Source organism: Variovorax sp. V213, from assembly GCF_041154455.1.
Lineage (GTDB): Bacteria > Pseudomonadota > Gammaproteobacteria > Burkholderiales > Burkholderiaceae_C > Variovorax.
This window is the reverse complement of sequence record NZ_AP028664.1, coordinates 642310-659595: the sequence shown is the minus strand read 5'-3', so window position 1 is coordinate 659595 and position 17286 is coordinate 642310. Positions and strand designations below refer to the sequence as shown.

The window sequence follows — 17286 nt, the reverse complement described above, 5'->3', positions numbered from 1 at the left end:
GTTGCAGGCCCGCCCATTTTTTACAGTCGTCCAGGAAATCCGAAGTGGTTCACCATGGCAAAAGCGCACCGCGCGAGTTGAAGCCGGCGCCCCTGCCTCCCGCCTCGTGTCCCCGGCACGCTATAGACTAGCTTACAAAATCAAACGCAATGGGGAGGTCGTTTGCCAATCAATCTAACTCCGTTCGGAACGACGGACTCGCTGTGGACCGGCAATACCTGGGAAGTGCCTGACGAGGATGTCCTTGCAAAGTGGATTGCGTGGGTGGCCATTGGTCAAGCATTTCACGTTGCTGAGATTCTTCACGCGGTCAACCCCGCAGGGAATCCACTAACAAACGACGCGGCGAAGTTAGACGCTGTGGAACTCCTTACCCAGAAGGGCGCAGACCCCTGGCACCGAGATGGGTGGATGTTCCAGGTTATGTCGTGGCTTGCGGCCCATGTGCACAGGCCAGGCGCTCTCATTGCGCTTCCGCACCTGATTCACGCCGAGAAGGGCCTCGACGGCCTCGAAATATTGCTTGATGGGTCGCAAAACGTCGTGGCGACGATTATTTTCGAGGACAAGGCGACCGAGAATCCGAGAGACACAGTTCGAGACGATGTTTGGCCCGAGTTCGTCAAGTTTGAGTCGGGACATGGAGTAAACAGAATCACGCAACAAGCCTCTGGAATTTTGGCAGTGGCCCATCACCCGAACCCGGCTGCAGCCGTCAACAAGATTTCTTGGAATACGACCAGGCGCTATCGCATCAGTATTACCGCAAGCAAGAGCACACCAGCTTCTCGAAAGAGTCTCTTTAAGGACTACGACACGAAGGTTCAGGGGAACAGCGACCGTCGAAGGGCAGAAGTTTTCGTGGTCAACGATGTTAGAGCGTGGATGGCGAATTTAGCCGCCAAAGCAATAGCTCAAGTTGCCACGTTCTAATTTCGGGAGTGCTTTTTGATGTTTGACCCTTCTACCGAAGAACTGATTCGGCACGCTCCTGTTCTTGATGGACTGGATAACAACCAGCTCTCGAAAGAGTTCACCAGGATATATACAACCATCGTGGCTGCGCGCATGCGGCTGCGTGACCTAGCCACGCAAGCCGACCAAGGGGATGAATCAAGAGCAGAGACGCTTTCAAACGTCGCCAAAGAGATGAAGTTCCTCAGGGAGCTTGCAAGCACTCAAGAAGCTCTCATCTCGGTGAGCCCATCTCGCGAAGATCGTCGCTCGGCGGCTTTCGTCGCGGGTACCGCGCACTACGTTCTCCTGCAAGCAGAACGTATCCTTGGGGAAAAGGTGGCCTCCCGCCTTGAGCTGGATTGCGTTTCGCCTGAGGTGTCAGCGACTGTGCTCTTCATGATTGCTGGAGCGAGTGCTGATGCCGCCGAGATGGCCGGAGAGATTGAAGAAGACCTCTCTCAGTCTAATCCCCATCGGGCTTCGCTCTTGGCCGCAATCCGCCGATTTGCCAAAGGCGAACTCGCCAACATTCAGCCGCAGTCTGAGTTCGCAAGTACAGCTAGTGATGGTCACCAGAGCATCGAGCGGGCGATTGATGCGCTGTACCACCTGATTAACAACGCGCTCGCCGCGCTAGCAGCCGAGATGCTTGGCGACGCGGATTCGAGTAGCAAGGAGGAGTTCGCGAGAGTAGAGGCTCTTTGCAGTCGAACAGTCGGTAGCCCGTATGAAGGTCAAACGATAGTTCGGGTTCTTGCTGGGCCGCGGCATCTAGCTGTGTTGCTCAAGATTCTCGCCGGGGACTTTCCGCAGGCTAGTGTTGCCAATCTCAGCCCGCCCAACGGCAGCGACTCAGCTAGGTGGAGGCAGGGAGTTCGCCATATTTCGCGCCGTCGCCCGTACCTTTGGCCGAACCACATCGACGCCATTCGAAGCGGCTACCTAGACGTTGGAACATCCGCTGCAATCAGCTTCCCAACCGGAGCAGGGAAGTCAACGCTATCTGAACTGAAACTACTTGCCACACTCAGCAGGCAGCTGGATGTTGTGTTTCTGGCTCCTACGCTATCACTCGTAGACCAAACGGCGCGAGTCCTAGACACAGCGTTTCCGGACGCGGATGTTGAACGCGAGTACGCGAGCGACGACCCATTCGGATTCGACGCTGTCCGTCTTCCTCCAATCACTGTCATGACGCCGGAGCGATGTCTCGCTCTGATGGGCTTCGAACCGAGACTATTCGAGAACGTTGGCCTCATCGTCTTTGACGAGTGCCACCTACTGCATGCCATCGACACAGAGCGGGGGAAACGTGCCGTCGATTCCATGCTCTGCGTGCTCAATGCCGTGGAGCTAGCTCCGAAGGCCGACATGCTGATGCTGTCGGCCATGATGAGCAACGCAACTCAAATTGCTGGATGGCTCCAGAGCATCATGAATCGACAGTGTCTTGCACTCTCCATGAGTTGGAAGCCGACTCGACAGGTGCGCGGCTGCCTGGTGTATCCGCGCTCCGAGGTCGACGCACTGACCACCCTCGCGAGGTCATTGAAGGCCTCTGCGACGACCATCGCGCCCCCTGAAAAAGCAAAGCGAAAAATGCTGGCTCGGCCACAAGGCTTCTTCGGTCTGAAGCAGACTTGGGACACGACGAACCGCGTCGACTACGCACTGCTTCCCTTGCTTGACCGGCCGGTTCAATTGGCGCTCAGCAAGTATTGGAAACTGACGCCCAACGCGAACAACGTTGCGTCGGCCATTGGATCTGCCGCCGTCGACCACAGTTCCTCTCGGGTGCTTAAGACCCTCATCTTCTGTCAGACGACAGTTAACGCGAACAGCACTGCCGAGTACACCAGGGAGCGACTGGGCAAGAACGCAATCCAGTTGAGCACTGAGGAGAATCAACTTCTTGACCTTGCCTTGCAGGAAGTTGGCTGCGCAGAAAGCTTATACATTGATGTTTCCTCCAAAAAGGAAGTGACTTCATCGGCGCTACCGCACCACGCCCGGCTTCTACCTGCGGAGCGGCATCTGCACGAATCGCTGTATCGTCGCAAAGACGGCATCCATGTGTTGGCCGCGACGTCGACGCTTGCGCAGGGAATGAATCTTCCTAGCCAGATTGTTCTGATTGCAGGCGACAGCCGTTTCGACGCGGCAAACAACCAACTCGAACGTCTGCAGGCCCACGAGCTACTGAACGCCGCAGGTAGAGCAGGACGAGCCGGCGAGAGCTCGTATGGGTTCGTTCTTGTCATCCCAAGCCAAGTGGTCTTCTTCGACGATTCGGTCGGCCTCATCCATGACCATTGGACGAGCCTTAAGGAAATTTTTTCTCAATCGGACCAATGCCTCGCGATCGAGGACCCGCTCGCGCCTATTCTCGACTCAATCCACTCGCATGAGGAGAATCACGTTGCAGCCGACTATCTGCTTCGACGCCTTCCTGTCGGCGAATCGGATGAAGAGACTGAGACTAAGTCTCGCGCAATATTGGCTCGAACCTTCAACGCATACCTGAAAGGTCTGTCCGGTGACCAGAATTGGCTGGAGTCTCGCGTAGATGCGGCAATCGCGGCCAAAAAGAAGCTTGCAGACCCGGATGAAGATTCTGATTGGTCGAATGCGCTCGCAGCGAAGTTCGGCATTCAGGCTTCCACGCTTCGCTCGTTGGAAAAATATCTTCAGTCACCGCCGAGTGACACTTCAGTAAATGGTTGGATTCGATGGCTCTTCGATTGGCTGAAGTCGGAACCGAGGGCCTTTATTGAGATGACTCGTCAGGAAGGGCTTGAAACCTTGTTCGGCAGAAAATTTGCTGCGCTGACGACGCCGGAGGAGCGAGGGGCATTTGCCATTCCAAGACTTCTACCGCTCCTCGAAGCATGGGTTGCCGGGAAGCCGTTCACGGCCATGGAGAAGGTTTTTAACGCTTCCCTGACGAAGCTAAATAAGTGTGAGAACAGCCGGGACTTCGTCATGCGGGTCCTCCCGGACATCGCATACATCGCATCACTTCCAGAATTGGTCCGCCGCGCGAGCGAGGCCATCGTTGAGTCATGGCTGACCCTTGAACGCCTAAGTGGATGTGTTCGAGACGGACTGGACACGCTCGAGAAGCTAGCGCTCTACCAAGTCATCGGGCGGTCTGGCGCTCGCATCGCATCACATGAGACCTGGGGTGTATGCGAGTTCTGGACGGCAGCGGCGCAGCCGAATGAGGACTGGAAGACATTGCGAAACCGCGTCAAGGAAGGCTGGACATCTTGGAGCGCGCCATAAGCCCTGAGTATCGGGAAGGGCTAAGTCTCCAGTTGCGGCAACGCGCAGCAAGTAGGGCCTGTGGCTACCGGTGGTTCAAGTCGAGGTTTCTGCTGGCGGCCTGGCAAGACGCCCCACGACATCGCCCTTGGACTCGCTGCCCAGGACTGAAAGTCCGCGAAGCTGTCATTGGTGAACTTCAGCAATCAGTCTGGAGCGGGCATACCTGAGGGGCGGCTACGCAACGATTGCTGGCATTCGAAGGGCGTGTGCGAATAGGTACTATCGGCAGCGAATTCAAGCCAAGGCCGCAACCGCTGTCATTTCGACTAGCAGGCTGGCGGTGGCGAGGGCTGCCTCCACGGTCGTGCGCGTCGGTGCTGTGGCATGGTTCCCTTCAAGCCATGCTTCCCATTCCGCGTTCATTCCGGCGAAATCCGCAATCTCTCGCAGGTATATGGTGACGGTGAGTAGGCGGCTGGCATTGGTGCCGACCTCTGCCAACAGTGCGTCGATGCGGGACAGCACTTCCGCGGTTTGTTCCTTGATGCCGGCCTCGGCGACAGCGCTGCCTTTCGCGGTCTGACCGCTGAGGTAAGCAAGCCCGCCGTGGGTCACGATCTTGCTAATGCGGGCGTTAGAGTGATGGCGTTGGATGTCCGACATGTTTATATCTTTGCGGATGTTTTAGAGTGGCTGCAGTGGGTTCGGCATGCGCCAGCGCGGCAAGAGAGGCCAGGCGGACGGGTTTGAGCGGCGCTCGGACCCGATATGCGCCCACCTCCTGAGGTGCGCGGTCCAGTGCCTTGGCCAGAACCTGTGTCACGGTGATGCTGCACATGCGGCCCTGGCAGGGCCCCATGCCGCAGCGACTGAAGAACTTGGTCTGGTTGGGGCCTTCGCAGCCCAGTCGGGCCATTTCACGGATGCGACCGGCCGTCACTTCTTCGCACCGGCAGACCAACGTTTCATCCGGGCAATCGATCAGCCACTCGGGTGGACGGTAGAGCGCATCGAGAAACGGCCGGATGGCGCTTTGTTTGGCCAACTGCCGGCGCCACGGATGGGCTCGGCGCTCTGCTTGTGCGGCGTCGAGCTTCCCAAGCGCAACGCCCGCACCCAAGGCCGCGATGGCGCCGCGTGCCTCGGCCGCAAGCGCGCCACCGATGCTGGTGCCGTCGCCGGCAAGACGAAGCCCGGCAAGCGATGTCTCTCCCCAAACGTCGACGACCGGGTGCCAGGTCAGTTGGGCATCGCTCCAGACGTGTTCCACACGAAGCAGTCGGCTAATCTGCGTGTTGGGCACCACGCCGTGGTGCAGCAAAACGACGTCGGCTTGCAGGTTTTGACTCCGGCCTTGGCTGACAAAGCTGACCGTCTCGACACGCTGCTGGTTGGACGAAGATTCGAATCGAACCGATTCGGCATGTTTGAAATGCGGCACGCCCGCGTGCCGAAGTCGCCACAGCATGCGCAGGCCCTTGGTTAGCATGCCTGGTGCACGCAGTGCGGACACGACATGCGGCATGGCCCGTGTGCGGTTTGAAGCGGGCGAGGTATCGACGATGCCAGCAACCCGTGCGCCCGCTTTCAAGAGCTGGCAGGCTACCAGCAGCAGCAGCGGCCCGTTGCCGACCAACACGATCGCGCCAGATGGCACCTGCTGTGCGGTCTTCAGGGCAATCTGTGCCGCGCCGGCGTTCATCACGCCGGGCAGGGTCCAGCCCGGGATGGGAGAGGGGCGCTCCATCGCGCCGTTGGCCACCAGCAGTTGCGGGGCACGGAGGGTGAAAGACCGGCCTGCCTTCTGTGCGGTCACTGTCAGGTCGTGGCCGATGTCCCAGGCCGACGTGTCGTGGCGCACCTCGACGCCCGAGGCCGCAAACCGGTCGACCAGATCACTGCCGTGGCGATAGTCGGGGCCCAGCAGTGCCGCGACGGTGGGCAGCGCCACCGACACGTTGCGGTAGATTTGTCCACCGGCGCGCAGTTGCTCGTCGAGCACGATGGTGCGCAGCCCGGCTTCCATGGCGGTGATGGCGGCGGACATGCCCGCCGGGCCGGCACCGATGATGATCAGGTCGTGGGTAAACCCGTCGCCGTCCCCGGCGACTGCCAAGGTTTCGCGAGCGTTCAGGCTGTTCATGCCGTCTCCTCGTTCTTGATGTGGCGTGCACCCGTCGGCAGGCGCACCTGCATACCGTTTTTCACTTCGACCAGGCACGATTGCAGGTTCTGCGAGCCGTCCACTTCGACCAGGCAATCGAAGCAGACACCCATCAGGCACAGCGGCGCTCGGGGTGCGCCGGAAACCGATGTCCTGCGAAAATGCACTACGCCGGCGCCGAGCAGGGCCGTGGCCAGGGTCTGGCCTTCGCGGACCTGGATCTCACGCCCTTCGACGTGGATGACGATGCTCTTGCGCTGCTCGGCAGCGGGTAGGTCAATGGGTTTGAACATCGAAGCGCTCCGCTTTGAATCCCTGGATTTCCGCCGGCTCGGCGCCGCCACGCATCCAGTCCACCAAAGGGCCTGCGTGGACGGGGGCCAGTGTGATACCGCTGTGGCAAGTCACCACGAACGCGCCGGGACATTGGGTCGACTGTTGGTAGATGGGGTAGCCGTCCGGGCTCATGACACGCAGGGCACCCCAGGACCGGACCACGTTCGCGTCTGCCAGCATTGGGAAGGTGCGGATCGCCCGAGCCGCAATGCGGGCCAGCTCGCCGTGGGTGGTGCCGTCGTCCATGCCGACCTCTTCCTTCGAGTCGCCGATCTGCACCACGCCCTCGCCGGTCTGGCGCACGTAATGCGTCGGATGGAAAAGAAAAGGCTGCATGCGCTCGGTCACCAGGATTTGGCCGCGCACAGGCCGCACCGGCGCGTTCAGACCCACGTGGGCCGCCAGCTCCTTGTTGCCTAGGCCGGCGGCCAGCACCACGCGTCCTGCCGCATAGGTCTTGCCGCCAGCCTGCACCGTGAATTGGCCTGCCTTGTATTCGATCTGCTCCACGTGCACCCCGCTTACCAAACGGCCGCCGCGGGCACGGAAGCCCTGAACCAGGGCGCGCAGCGTGCGCAGCGGGCTGACGTGGCCGTCCAATGGACAGTACACGGCACCGATCACGTCCGGGCCGATGGCTGGGGTCAGTTTGTGGAGCTGGTCATGGTCCAGCACCTGGTACGGGTAGTTGATGCCGAGTTCGCGCCCCAGGGCGTCGAGCTTCTGCGCATGTGCGACCAGCGTTTTTTCATCGAAGCTCATCGCCAGGCCGCCCGGCTGCTGCAACTCGACGTCCACGCCGGTGAGCGCCAATAGGTCATCGGCCAGAGCCTGCCAGGTCTTGGCGGACCGCATCGTCCAGCGCGCATAACCGGGTCGGCCTAGGCCCTTGTTCTGCACCCACACCAGGCCAAAGTTGCCGCGCGAAGCACGAAAGGAGTCATCGCTTCCGTCCAATACGCAGACCGAGTCGCCGGCCCGGGCCATGCCGAAACCTATCGACATCCCGACCACTCCGCCGCCCAAGACAAGGGTGTCGAATTCACTGTCACTGCTCATGCATTACTCCGGCTTGATGCCACGATCCTTGATGACCTTTGCGAATTTCTCGGCCTCAGCGTGCACGAACTTGCCTACTTCGGCGGGAGTCTTGCCGGAGTCCGGCTCGATGCCGAGCGCAATGAGCTTGTCTCGGAACTCCGGTGTGGCGAGGATCTGGCGGATCGTGGTGTTGAGCTTGTTCACGATTTCGGGTGGCGTGCCCGCTGCCGCCTGGATCGTTTCCCAGGCCACCAGCTCATAGCCCGGCAGGCCGGACTCGGCGATGGTGGGGATGTGGGGCACCGCCGACACCCGCTTGCTGCTGCTCACCGCAAGCGCCTTGAGCTTGCCTTCCTTCACCAGAACGTTGGATGCCGCCACGGTGGGCATCATCATCGTCACCTGGTTGCCCATCACGTCGACCAGCGCTGGGCCGGTGCCCTTGTACGGCACATGAATCATCTCCGCGCCGGTCATCGACAGCAGCAGTTCCGATGCAATGTGGCCCGCGCTGCCGGCGCCGTAGCTCGCATAGGGCAGCTTGCCGGGCTGAGCTTTGGCGAGTGCGATCAGTTCGGGCAACGACTTCGCACGCACCTCGTTCGGCGTGACCAGCATCAGTGGAATGATGCCGAGCAAGGCGACCGGCGCGAAGTCGGTGTCGATGTTGTAGGTGAGCTTCTGCAGCGCCGGGTTGATGGCGAAAGAAGACGAGACCGACAGCAGGGTGTAACCGTCTGCCGGCTGGCTGCGCAGGTACTGGGTGGCGATGACGGTATTGGCGCCCGCCTTGTTCTCCACCACCACGGGCTGACCCAGTCTGGCGCTGAGGGCGGAGCCCAGCAGGCGTGCGGTCGCGTCAGACGACCCGCCCGGCGGAAAGCCGACGATGAGCCGGATCGGGCGGTTGGGGTAGCTCTGTGCCGCCGTCTGCGCCTGGACGGCCGGTGCGGCGGCCAACATCCCGAACATAGCGGCGGCGACTGTGCGTCGGGTGAGGTGCACGGCGAAAGAACTTTTCGACAGATGTCCTGTGCTCATGTCATCGATTCCTGATAAGGGTTGAGGGCGGCCGTTAGGCGCGACTTCCTGTAGGGATGGCAGATTGTTGGGCCGCGCCTTGCTCATGACAATTCAAATTCGGCCGGCTCTTTATGTTTGAATGTTATGTATGAAGCCAAGCCTGAATCTCAGACAAGTGGAGTCGTTCTATTCCGTCATGCGCACCGGTACGGTGGTGGGCGCCGCGCGGCTGATGAGCGTGAGCCAGCCGGCGGTCAGCCGGTCGATCGGCTTGCTGGAGCTTCGTATCGGCTACAAGCTTTTCGAACGGCGTGGCCGGCGGCTGGTGGCAACCCCGGAAGGCGATGCGCTCTACAGCGAGATCGAACCCATTTACGGAAGCCTGGACCGGATTGCCCAGGTGGCGCTGGATATCGGCGAACAGCGCGCAGGTGCGTTGCGCATCGCCTGCCTGCCCTCGCTGTCCCAGTCGTTGTTGCCACGTGCGCTGGCTCGGTTTCTGGCGACGCGGCCGAACGTGTCGGTGTATGTGCAGAGCCTGCCGTCGCGACAGGTGGCCGACCAGGTGGCCACCCGGCAGTTCGACCTGGGCCTGATCGAGTTGCCCTTGTCGCGCCCCGCCATTTCGGTGGAGCCGTTGGAGCCTTCGATGTCGGTCGCAGTGATGCCGGCCGCGCATCGCCTGGCGGGCAAGCGGCAGGTGTCGATGAAGGACCTGGATGGCGAGCGCATGGTGCTGCTGTCGCAGCACAGCTTTCTGCGCCACCAGATCGACGATCTTTTCTCGCGTTCCGGCGTTAGCCCGAAGGTGGTGCTGGAGACGCCGCATTCGGTGATTGCCTGCGGCATGGTGGCCGCTGGCCTGGGCATCACGCTAGTGTCGCGGTGGGCTGCGTTGTCGTTTGTTGGACCGAACGTCGTGGTGCGCCCCATCAAGGAGGAAATGACATCCCGGTCCGCACTGATCTTTCCTTTTCCAGGCAGCAGGCTGGCTCTGGCCGAGGCCTTCGCCAAGGACCTGAAGGAGGAGATCCGCAAGACCGGATGAGCGGCGGGAGGCTGACTATCCACCGGCGGTGGAAGTGGCCTGCAACTGCCTGGCGAGCAAGGACTGGAATTCATCGACCAACACCATGGGAACCGCCCCCTCCGCTCGCAGGAATGCGTACTGCGACTGCAGTGGCTCCTGGAGGGGCCGCTGAACGATGCGGGTGTCACCGTGCGGCGAAGGCGTCCAGGCGGACACCAGCCCGATGCCGGCACCTTCCGCCACCAATGCGCACACCAGTGGCGAGGTTGGCGTTTCGGCCACCACCTGGGGTGCGATGCCCTGGCGATTGAAGGCATCGTCGATCTGGTAGCGCAGGTAGCTCTGCGGCGAAGGTAGCACCAGTCGTTCGCCGTACAGGTCGCCCAAGGCCAATGCGTCGCGGCCTGCAAGGCGGTGGCTTGCCGGTAAGACAACCACGATGGGCGCGGGCGGCAAGGACTGCACGGTCACGCCCGACTTGGACATGGGCAGCTCCACCACGCCTAGGTCGAACTGCCGCGTGGCTACGAGGTCGGCGATCTGGGTTGACGGCAGGGTCTGCACGAAGATGCGGACCTGCGGGCGCGTTGCTAGGAACCGGGCAACGACCGCGGGCACCAGCCACTGGGCCAAGGCGGGCAGGATGGCCAGACGCAATGCGCCGGCCCGGTGGTGCCGGATGTCGTAGGCCACCTGTGTGATCCGGTCGATGCCAACGTAGAGCTGTTCGACCTCGCGGTACAGCGCCTCGGCCTCCGAGGTCGGTGCCAGCCGCCGGCCCTTGCGCTGGAACAGGTCATAGCCCAGGCGAAGTTCCAGCAGAGCAATCGTACGGCTGACGCCTGGCTGGGTCACGTTGAGCAGCTTGGCCGCCCCTACCACGCTGCCGGAAATCATGACCGCCCGGAACGCCTCGATGTGGCGCATGTTCATCTCGATTTTCATCCATGCCTCCAGAGCATAAGCAGGGCTCGATTTGTCACTGTACCGACGTGGAGCACAAACCTAGCATATGCACTCCATTCAGTATTCCAGAAATGCGAGCGAGCAAGGCATATGCCAAAAGGTAATGAATCAAGAATTGTGGCGCCGGCGGCGTTGCAATTGGGTTGCCATGCGGCGGGTCTGGACGCCCGGCATTTCGGACCTGAGACGAGAGATGCGGTTTTCCGCAGCGTGCTGGATGCCATCACCAGCGCAGCGGCCGCGCTCCGTCAACCGGGTGTCGTGGCGGCGCGGCGGGTGGCGCCGCTGCTGTACGGCCCGGGCAGCGTGCCAATCTGGTTCAGCGGCGGAACTGCGTCGGCTGGCGCGGCAATGCTCGCCAACAGCACCGCGGCAGCCGCGCTCGATCTGGACGATGGCTACCGGACGGCGCGGGGTCATCCCGGCGCGGCAGTGATACCGGCCGCGCTGGCACTGATGTCTGCCGTGCCGGATGCCTCGGTCGATGACTTCATCGCCACAGTGGTGGCAGGTTACGAGGTGGGCGTGCGCCTGGCGGCAGCGCGCTCCACTTACGCACCCTCAGGTGCATGGTCCGGTTTCGCCGTCGTCGCTGCCGCCGGTCGGATGCTGAGCGTCGACGCCAAAGCCATTGCGCAGGCGCTGGCCATCGCAGCGCAGACGGCACCCGCACTGCCCGTCTTGGCGGGCATTGCTGGATCGGACGTGAAGGAAGGCATACCGGCTGGCGTTGTCGCCGGATGGTCCGCATTGCAGTTGGCCATGGCGGGGTTCACCGGGCCGGTTGACGTGCTGGAAGACAAGCGCCTGTTCGATTCGCAAGCAGTGCTACGCGACCTGAACGGGATACCGCTGATCGGCGGCACCTACTTCAAGCCGTTCGGCTGCTGCCGGCACATCCATGCTCCACTGGAGGCCGTGCTTCACCTGCAGGCCCGTCACGGCTTGGCGGCTGAGGACATCGTCAGCATAGTGGTGTTCACCTACCGGGCCACTTTCAATTTGAGCAACAAGCCGGACCCGGCGACGCTGGTGGAGGCGCAGTACAGCGTGCCGTACTGCCTGGCCTTGTGCCTGCTGCGCGGCGCCGATGCACTTGTGCCCTTGAATGCCGGGCAGCTCAATGATGCGAAGGTGCGCGAGTTGGCCGGGCGGATCTTGGTCACCCACGATGCAGCCATCGAACCGCTGTTTCCCAAACGCTCGCCTGCGCGTGTAGTCGTCAATCTGGTGGGAGGGCAGCGCCTCGAATCCCCATTGACGGACCCGCGCGGCGATCCCGAGCGGCCGCTGTCCTCGGCGGATCTCGAGCGCAAGCTCCGCATCGCCACACGCGACACCCTGTCGCCCACCGTACAGCAGACGGTGTTGGACGGCGTGGCAGCACTGCGCGCTGGGGAGTGGCGGCCGCTGTTGGCCGCTTTGCGATGAAGAAGCCGCACCCGAAAAATAATTCAACCCGTTGAAGGTCCCAACCATGAGCCTGATGAAATTCGAATGCACTCTGCGCCGCCGCGCCATCGTTCTCACCGCCTTGTCGGCGTGCGCGATGCTGGCGGCACCGGCCTTTGCGGACACTTTCCCCGCCAAGCCGATCCGGCTTGTTGTGCCGGCGCCGCCCGGCGGCGGAACCGACGGAATGGCGCGCCTCCTTGCCAATGCGCTGACCGAATCGGTGGGTTGGACATTCGTGCCGGACAACCTTCCCGGCGCCGGCGGAAACATCGGCTTCGACACCACTTTCAAGGCGCCGAAAGACGGCTACACGCTGGCCATGGGCGAGTCCAGCAACATGGTGGTCAACCAGTATCTCTACAGCCGCATTCCGTTCAATATCGAAAAGGACATGCAACCGGTGGCGCTGGTGGCCCGGGTGCCGCTGGTGCTCATCGTCTCGGCGAACCGTCCCCATGCCAGCATGGCCGCCCTGATGGCGGCGGGTAAGAAGGGTCCGCTGTCCTTTGCGTCCTCCGGCAACGGCACGCTGGCACACCTGGTCGGTGAACTGTGGAAGCGCAAGGCCGGGCTGGACATGCAGCACATCCCCTATCGAGGTGCGGCGCCGGCAATGACCGACCTCATCGGTGGACAGGTCGACATGTTCTTTGCCTCCATCCCGGTCGCGCTTCCGATGATCCAGGGCGGCAAGGTGCGCGCCCTGGCGGTAACGGCCGGCGAGCGGGTGCCGGTGCTGAAGGATGTGCCGACGATGAGCGAAGCTGGGTTCAAAGACATGGAGGCCAGCGTCGTCTTCGGCCTGGTCGGGCCGGCCGGCATTCCTGGCCCGCTGGTGAGCCGCATCAATGCAGAGGCGAACAAGGCGCTGCAGCGGCCGGCGGTGGTTCAGCAACTCAACGCCATGGGCGTGGAGCGCACGCCGGGCAGTTTCGGTGGCGATGCCGAGGCGTTCGCCAGAGTGCTGCGCGAAGAGCGTGCGAAGTGGGCGCCTGTCATCAAGGTCTCTGGCGCCACCGTCGATTGAACCGCCATGAAAGATATCCACACCATGACCAAACGCCTCAACCTTTCCACCCGTTGCAGCAAGGCGCTTGCCGTGCTGGCCCTGGCTGCCGCACCTGCCTGGGCCACTGCAGCAACGCCACCCGAGCGGATCGTGGACATGGGCCTTGCCGAACTGCGCATCGCGCTGGACCAGGGCAGGATCACCTCGGCGGAGTTGGTCGGGGCATACCTCGAACGCATCGCTACTGTCGACCAGCCTGCCGGTGGAGTGCATGCGGTGCTGGCTGTTAACGGCAAGGCCATGGAGCAGGCGAGGGCCTGGGACGCGCGCCGTACCCAGCAGGGCGCAGGCCAGCCTGGAGCTCCATTGGCGGGCATACCGTTCTTGGCAAAGGACAACTTCGACGCCGTAGGTCTGCCCAACACCGGCGGTTCCCTAGCACTCGCGCATTCGATGCCCGCAAGCAATGCCTTTGTCATGCAGAAGCTTCTCGACCAGGGCGCCATCCTGCTGGGCAAGACCAACCTCTCCGAGTTGGCGGCGTCCTACGGTTGGTACGGCTACAGCGCGGTAGGGGGACAGACGCTCAATCCCTTTAACGCTCTGCGTACTGCAGATGGTTCCAGCAGCGGTTCGGCCGCCGCGGTGGCTGCGAAGCTAGCGCCCTTTGCTCTGGGGACGGATACGACTGGCTCCATCCGCTCGCCTGCCAGCGTGACTGGCACGGTCGGCATGCGTTCCACCATGGGCCTGGTGAGCCGATCCGGCGTGATTCCGATGTCGCTCACTGCGGACGCAGTCGGGGCTATCACTAGAAGTGTCGAAGATCAAGCCATCGTGCTCGACGCCATTCAGGGCGAGGACAAGAACGATGCATCTACCAAAGGCATAACGAGGCCGCAATCGCCCCTCGCAAGTGGACTCTCCGGAAGCACGCTTGCGGGAAAAGTCATCGCTGTTGTCGACAACTTCGACGGAGCGAACCCCGAGGTCGACGTCATCAAACGAAACGCTGTCGCCGCAATGCAGAAGGCCGGTGCGCGCGTTATCAACATCCGTTTGCCCAAGGCGTTCGAAACGCTGCAACCCTCTGTTCTGGGGCCCATCGGCGTTGCCGAATTCAAACCGCAGTTCGAATCCTATCTGGCGGGGCTACCTGCTGGCCAACCGAAAGACCTGCGCGAATTTATGAGCCGTCTCGACACGCTCACTGACAAGGGTACAAGGGCGATCAACCCGGGGCGCTACAAGGGGCTGATTGAAAACCTGGAGACTCGCGCAACAGACTCGCCGGAGTACATTCAACTGCTGAGTGTGGTGATCCCTTCACTCAAGCGCGAGCTGACCGGTCTGATGGAGGCGGGCCGGTATGACGCCCTGTTCTATCCGACCATCGGGTGTACCGCCCCTGTGGTGCCAGGTAAAACCGATCCGGAGTTCGTCTGCAAATCCTACGCATATGCCGCTGCGAAGATCGCTTCGACAACGGGTTTTCCGGAGGTGACCGTAAATGGAGGGAAGGCGGCGGGCAACATTCCCGTGGGCGTCTCGTTCTTGGCAAAGGCGGGAAACGACGCCAAAGTGCTGGAGTTAGCGGCAGCGTTTGAACGATTACACCGCGCAAGGGCAGCACACAAAATGGACTGAGTCCGCTGACTTGATCTGTCCGGGTTGGAGGGCTGCGTTTGGCCGATTCCGGAGCTTAGCAAGAGAGCCCTTCAAGCGCCCGAGTTCCCGAATGCAATGGCTCGCACTTCTGCTGAAGACGAGCTTGCATATGCTCGGACCGGGGCCAAAGAGAAGTTGTTTGCACCGAGCGAGCCACCGAGTGCGGGGGAGACAAATGGAGCGAATACCTCGCCGGCCCGGCGCTCAAGTCCGGCCGCACTCAGGCTCCCCAGCAGCTCATCAAAGAACAGTGCACTAAAAAACTCAGCGTCGCCGGTGACTTGCCTGCTGAATTCGTCTTCGTTGTCACTGATTCGGTATAGGTGACCGGACCAGCTGTCCAAGAACCAGATGCGAGCGCCGTGGTCGGAGAAAAGCATATGGCCGAGAACGGTGACGTGCATTAGGGTGAAGTCGCTCGGTACGTGCCACCGCCAAGGCTCATCAAGTGAGCGTTGCTCGTACTCGTCTGGACGGAGCAAAACGCCATCGAGGGTCATGGGGCATCCTTAAGCCTGTCATATTTTTCGTTCACCAGTTTATGAGCGCGCGCTTCAGTTGATGCGCCGCTGACCCGCAATCAAAGCGTTGTGCGCGCGCCGCAAGCGTCCGGTTTCTGGCAATCTCGGCGGTATGACCGACGGACCGGTCTTGGCCGTGATGAGTCGACCAGGCGGACGGGCTGGCATGTAAGGCTCAAGTTGCGGCCGCGCAACCTTCAGGCTTGAACACCCGCGTGGTCGAACCAGGGTACTTCTGAAGCTTGGCCGCCGACCGAGTAGGGCGCGGGAGCAATTCACCGCCGCAGTTTGGGCACGTCCCGGCGAGGCTCCGATTCGAGCAATCGCTGCAAAACGTGCACTCGAAGGAACAGATGCGGGCATCGGCCGAATCCGGCGGCAAATCTCGATCGCAGCACTCACACCCTGGGCGCATTTGAAGCATGGCGGAACCTCAGAAAGCTTGGTCAGTGGAGCTTAAACGAAGGTGAACTGGGCGACACCGGCGACCGTCCGATCCTGGCCGGCGGGCGCCGTCGAGACGAAAGCGATCACGGGTCTATATTCAAGCGGCAATCGAGGTGCCAGCCTATTCGTCAGCAAGCGGTAGGTGGAAGAGGTGAAACTCCTTCCAGCGGCCCGTTGAATTCTCAAGTAGTACGACGGAGTTGCACTCCGCTTTGATGGCACCGGATGTTCCGAGCCGCAGTTGCAACTCAGCCGCGGCTTCGTCGGCTTCACGTGCATTGCCATGCGCAACGGTAAGGTGCGGAACTACTCCTTGGTGCTCGCCTCCGTACGGCGGGAAATCCGGGAAAGCTTCTACAAGAGCCATGGTCATGGCGACGAACGGCGCAAAGGGTTCAGGAGCGAGATAGGTCGTCGCCGGGAAGCGAGCAACTTTCGTCAGCGCAAACGAGAACGCAGTAACTCGCGAAAGTGCGCGCTGCGCCTGCTCGAGAACTGCGGGCGTGACGTGCAGCGGGTCCATGAAAGGAACCAGCAAGGTGATGTGCGCCGGGACACCCAGCGTTGTGGTCGCATCGAAACGCTGGCGCAGGTCGCCAACAAGCGACTCAGCTGAGGGCACCTGGACAGCAAATGCGGATATCGGCATGAGCAAGATGATATTCATCAGCGGCCGAGACGGAATGTCCCGGTCTTGGCCGACTGTAGCCTGCGGCGGTCGTTAGATCCTTGTGCCCCAAAGCAGGCTGTGACGCGTTCGACGCTCTTGAGCGTGCTCTCGATCACCTCCAAGCAACGCTCGGCCAACTTGTTCGGCTCATCTGCAGAGTTTCCGTACACGAAGGCTTCGTAGGGACGCAGTACAGGTTTTGTATCAAACGGCACAAGCCAAGGCCGCTATTTACCCAGGCGAAGATTCGACGGCCCGATCGCCGGCTGGCAGTTCAGTGCGGGATCAGATCCAAGCATTGCCGACGGCGCCACGCGGCGCTGCGCACGGCCTGGCTGTCGTCGAACACGACCTTGTACTGGCACACGAGGTAGTTGGCCGACTGGGGCATCTGGAACTTGAAGTGGTAGTCCCACTCGGTGCCGAGCGCGCCGCGCTGCTGCTTCAGCGCCTGCCCGAGCACGGCGAGCACCTGGGCCTGGTTGATGCCGGGCTTGATCTCGCGAAAGCGCTCGGGCCGCGACACGATGCCGTCGCGCAGAAAGGGCTCCTTGAAGTCAGGGCGGCGCGCCTCGACGTCGCGATAGTCCAGCTTGTCGGGGTTGCTCACGGGGTCTACAGGGTTATCGCGCGCCGCCACATGGGTGGCTGCGCCGAGCAGCGCGGCGACGAGCGCGAAGGCGGCGACGGTGGGTGATGCGTACGGGGTCTTTTTCATGGCTAGCGTCCTCT

Annotated in this window: 16 protein-coding genes; 6 read left to right on the top strand and 10 right to left on the bottom strand. The window is 61.7% G+C overall.

All coding sequences use genetic code 11. The annotated features are described in order from the left end of the window. The first annotated feature begins 162 nt into the window (after positions 1 to 162). Together ACAM55_RS03205 and ACAM55_RS03200 are read left to right on the top strand one after the other, a co-directional pair. Positions 163 to 933, top strand: coding sequence for a hypothetical protein (locus tag ACAM55_RS03205; RefSeq protein ID WP_369654635.1), 771 nt, complete (start codon positions 163 to 165; stop codon positions 931 to 933). 18 nt (positions 934 to 951) lie between these two features. Continuing rightward, positions 952 to 4242, top strand: a complete 3291-nt coding sequence (locus ACAM55_RS03200) for a DEAD/DEAH box helicase (RefSeq protein ID WP_369654634.1) — start codon at positions 952 to 954, stop codon at positions 4240 to 4242. 276 nt (positions 4243 to 4518) lie between these two features. Here ACAM55_RS03200 and ACAM55_RS03195 read toward each other — a convergent pair whose 3' ends face one another. Genes ACAM55_RS03195 through ACAM55_RS03175 form a run of 5 tightly spaced genes read right to left on the bottom strand, consistent with a single transcriptional unit; the run spans position 4519 to position 8806 of the window. Next, a complete protein-coding gene (locus ACAM55_RS03195; protein ID WP_369654633.1) occupies positions 4519 to 4887 on the bottom strand; it encodes a RidA family protein in 369 nt (122 codons plus the stop codon). Continuing rightward, positions 4859 to 6367: an FAD-dependent oxidoreductase gene (locus ACAM55_RS03190; protein WP_369654632.1), complete on the bottom strand. Its 1509-nt coding sequence runs from the start codon at positions 6365 to 6367 to the stop codon at positions 4859 to 4861. Before ACAM55_RS03190 ends, ACAM55_RS03195 begins: the two co-directional genes overlap by 29 nt. Further along, entirely contained in the window at positions 6364 to 6681 is a 318-nt protein-coding gene (locus ACAM55_RS03185; RefSeq protein ID WP_369654631.1) for a (2Fe-2S)-binding protein, read from the bottom strand. The genes ACAM55_RS03190 and ACAM55_RS03185 overlap by 4 nt, the downstream gene beginning before the upstream one ends. After that, a complete protein-coding gene (locus tag ACAM55_RS03180; protein ID WP_369654630.1) occupies positions 6665 to 7783 on the bottom strand; it encodes an NAD(P)/FAD-dependent oxidoreductase in 1119 nt (372 codons plus the stop codon). Before ACAM55_RS03180 ends, ACAM55_RS03185 begins: the two co-directional genes overlap by 17 nt. Positions 7784 to 7786: 3 nt before the next feature. Next, positions 7787 to 8806: a tripartite tricarboxylate transporter substrate binding protein gene (locus ACAM55_RS03175; protein ID WP_369654629.1), complete on the bottom strand. Its 1020-nt coding sequence runs from the start codon at positions 8804 to 8806 to the stop codon at positions 7787 to 7789. A 130-nt stretch (positions 8807 to 8936) separates the two neighbouring features. On the opposite strand from ACAM55_RS03175, the gene ACAM55_RS03170 reads away from it, so the two are divergent. Beyond that, positions 8937 to 9836: a LysR substrate-binding domain-containing protein gene (locus ACAM55_RS03170; RefSeq protein WP_369654628.1), complete on the top strand. Its 900-nt coding sequence runs from the start codon at positions 8937 to 8939 to the stop codon at positions 9834 to 9836. 15 nt (positions 9837 to 9851) lie between these two features. Here ACAM55_RS03170 and ACAM55_RS03165 read toward each other — a convergent pair whose 3' ends face one another. Further along, positions 9852 to 10763 (bottom strand): LysR substrate-binding domain-containing protein, encoded by a 912-nt coding sequence (locus ACAM55_RS03165; RefSeq protein WP_369654627.1) that lies wholly within the window; start codon positions 10761 to 10763, stop codon positions 9852 to 9854. Positions 10764 to 10874: 111 nt separating this feature from the next. Here ACAM55_RS03165 and ACAM55_RS03160 point away from each other — a divergent pair, with 111 nt between their 5' ends. From ACAM55_RS03160 to ACAM55_RS03150, 3 genes are read left to right on the top strand one after another with little or no spacing between them, the layout of a single operon-like run. Then, entirely contained in the window at positions 10875 to 12215 is a 1341-nt protein-coding gene (locus tag ACAM55_RS03160) for an MmgE/PrpD family protein (protein ID WP_369654626.1), read from the top strand. 46 nt (positions 12216 to 12261) lie between these two features. After that, positions 12262 to 13266 (top strand): Bug family tripartite tricarboxylate transporter substrate binding protein, encoded by a 1005-nt coding sequence (locus ACAM55_RS03155; RefSeq protein ID WP_369654625.1) that lies wholly within the window; start codon positions 12262 to 12264, stop codon positions 13264 to 13266. Between the two features lie 24 nt (positions 13267 to 13290). Then, on the top strand, positions 13291 to 14895 hold the full coding sequence (locus ACAM55_RS03150; protein ID WP_369654624.1) for an amidase family protein: 1605 nt from the start codon (positions 13291 to 13293) through the stop codon (positions 14893 to 14895). A 71-nt stretch (positions 14896 to 14966) separates the two neighbouring features. On the opposite strand, the gene ACAM55_RS03145 is transcribed toward ACAM55_RS03150, so the two are convergent. From ACAM55_RS03145 to bamE, 4 genes are all read right to left on the bottom strand, one after another. Continuing rightward, positions 14967 to 15416, bottom strand: a complete 450-nt coding sequence (locus ACAM55_RS03145; RefSeq protein WP_369654623.1) for a hypothetical protein — start codon at positions 15414 to 15416, stop codon at positions 14967 to 14969. 196 nt (positions 15417 to 15612) lie between these two features. After that, positions 15613 to 15861 carry a DUF1272 domain-containing protein gene (locus ACAM55_RS03140; protein ID WP_369654622.1) on the bottom strand — a complete coding sequence of 83 codons (249 nt, stop codon included), beginning with the start codon at positions 15859 to 15861 and terminating at the stop codon, positions 15613 to 15615. Between the two features lie 144 nt (positions 15862 to 16005). Continuing rightward, positions 16006 to 16551: a 2'-5' RNA ligase family protein gene (locus tag ACAM55_RS03135; RefSeq protein WP_369654621.1), complete on the bottom strand. Its 546-nt coding sequence runs from the start codon at positions 16549 to 16551 to the stop codon at positions 16006 to 16008. 277 nt (positions 16552 to 16828) lie between these two features. Beyond that, positions 16829 to 17272 (bottom strand): outer membrane protein assembly factor BamE, encoded by a 444-nt coding sequence (gene bamE, locus ACAM55_RS03130; RefSeq protein ID WP_369654620.1) that lies wholly within the window; start codon positions 17270 to 17272, stop codon positions 16829 to 16831. Between the last annotated feature and the right edge of the window lie 14 nt (positions 17273 to 17286).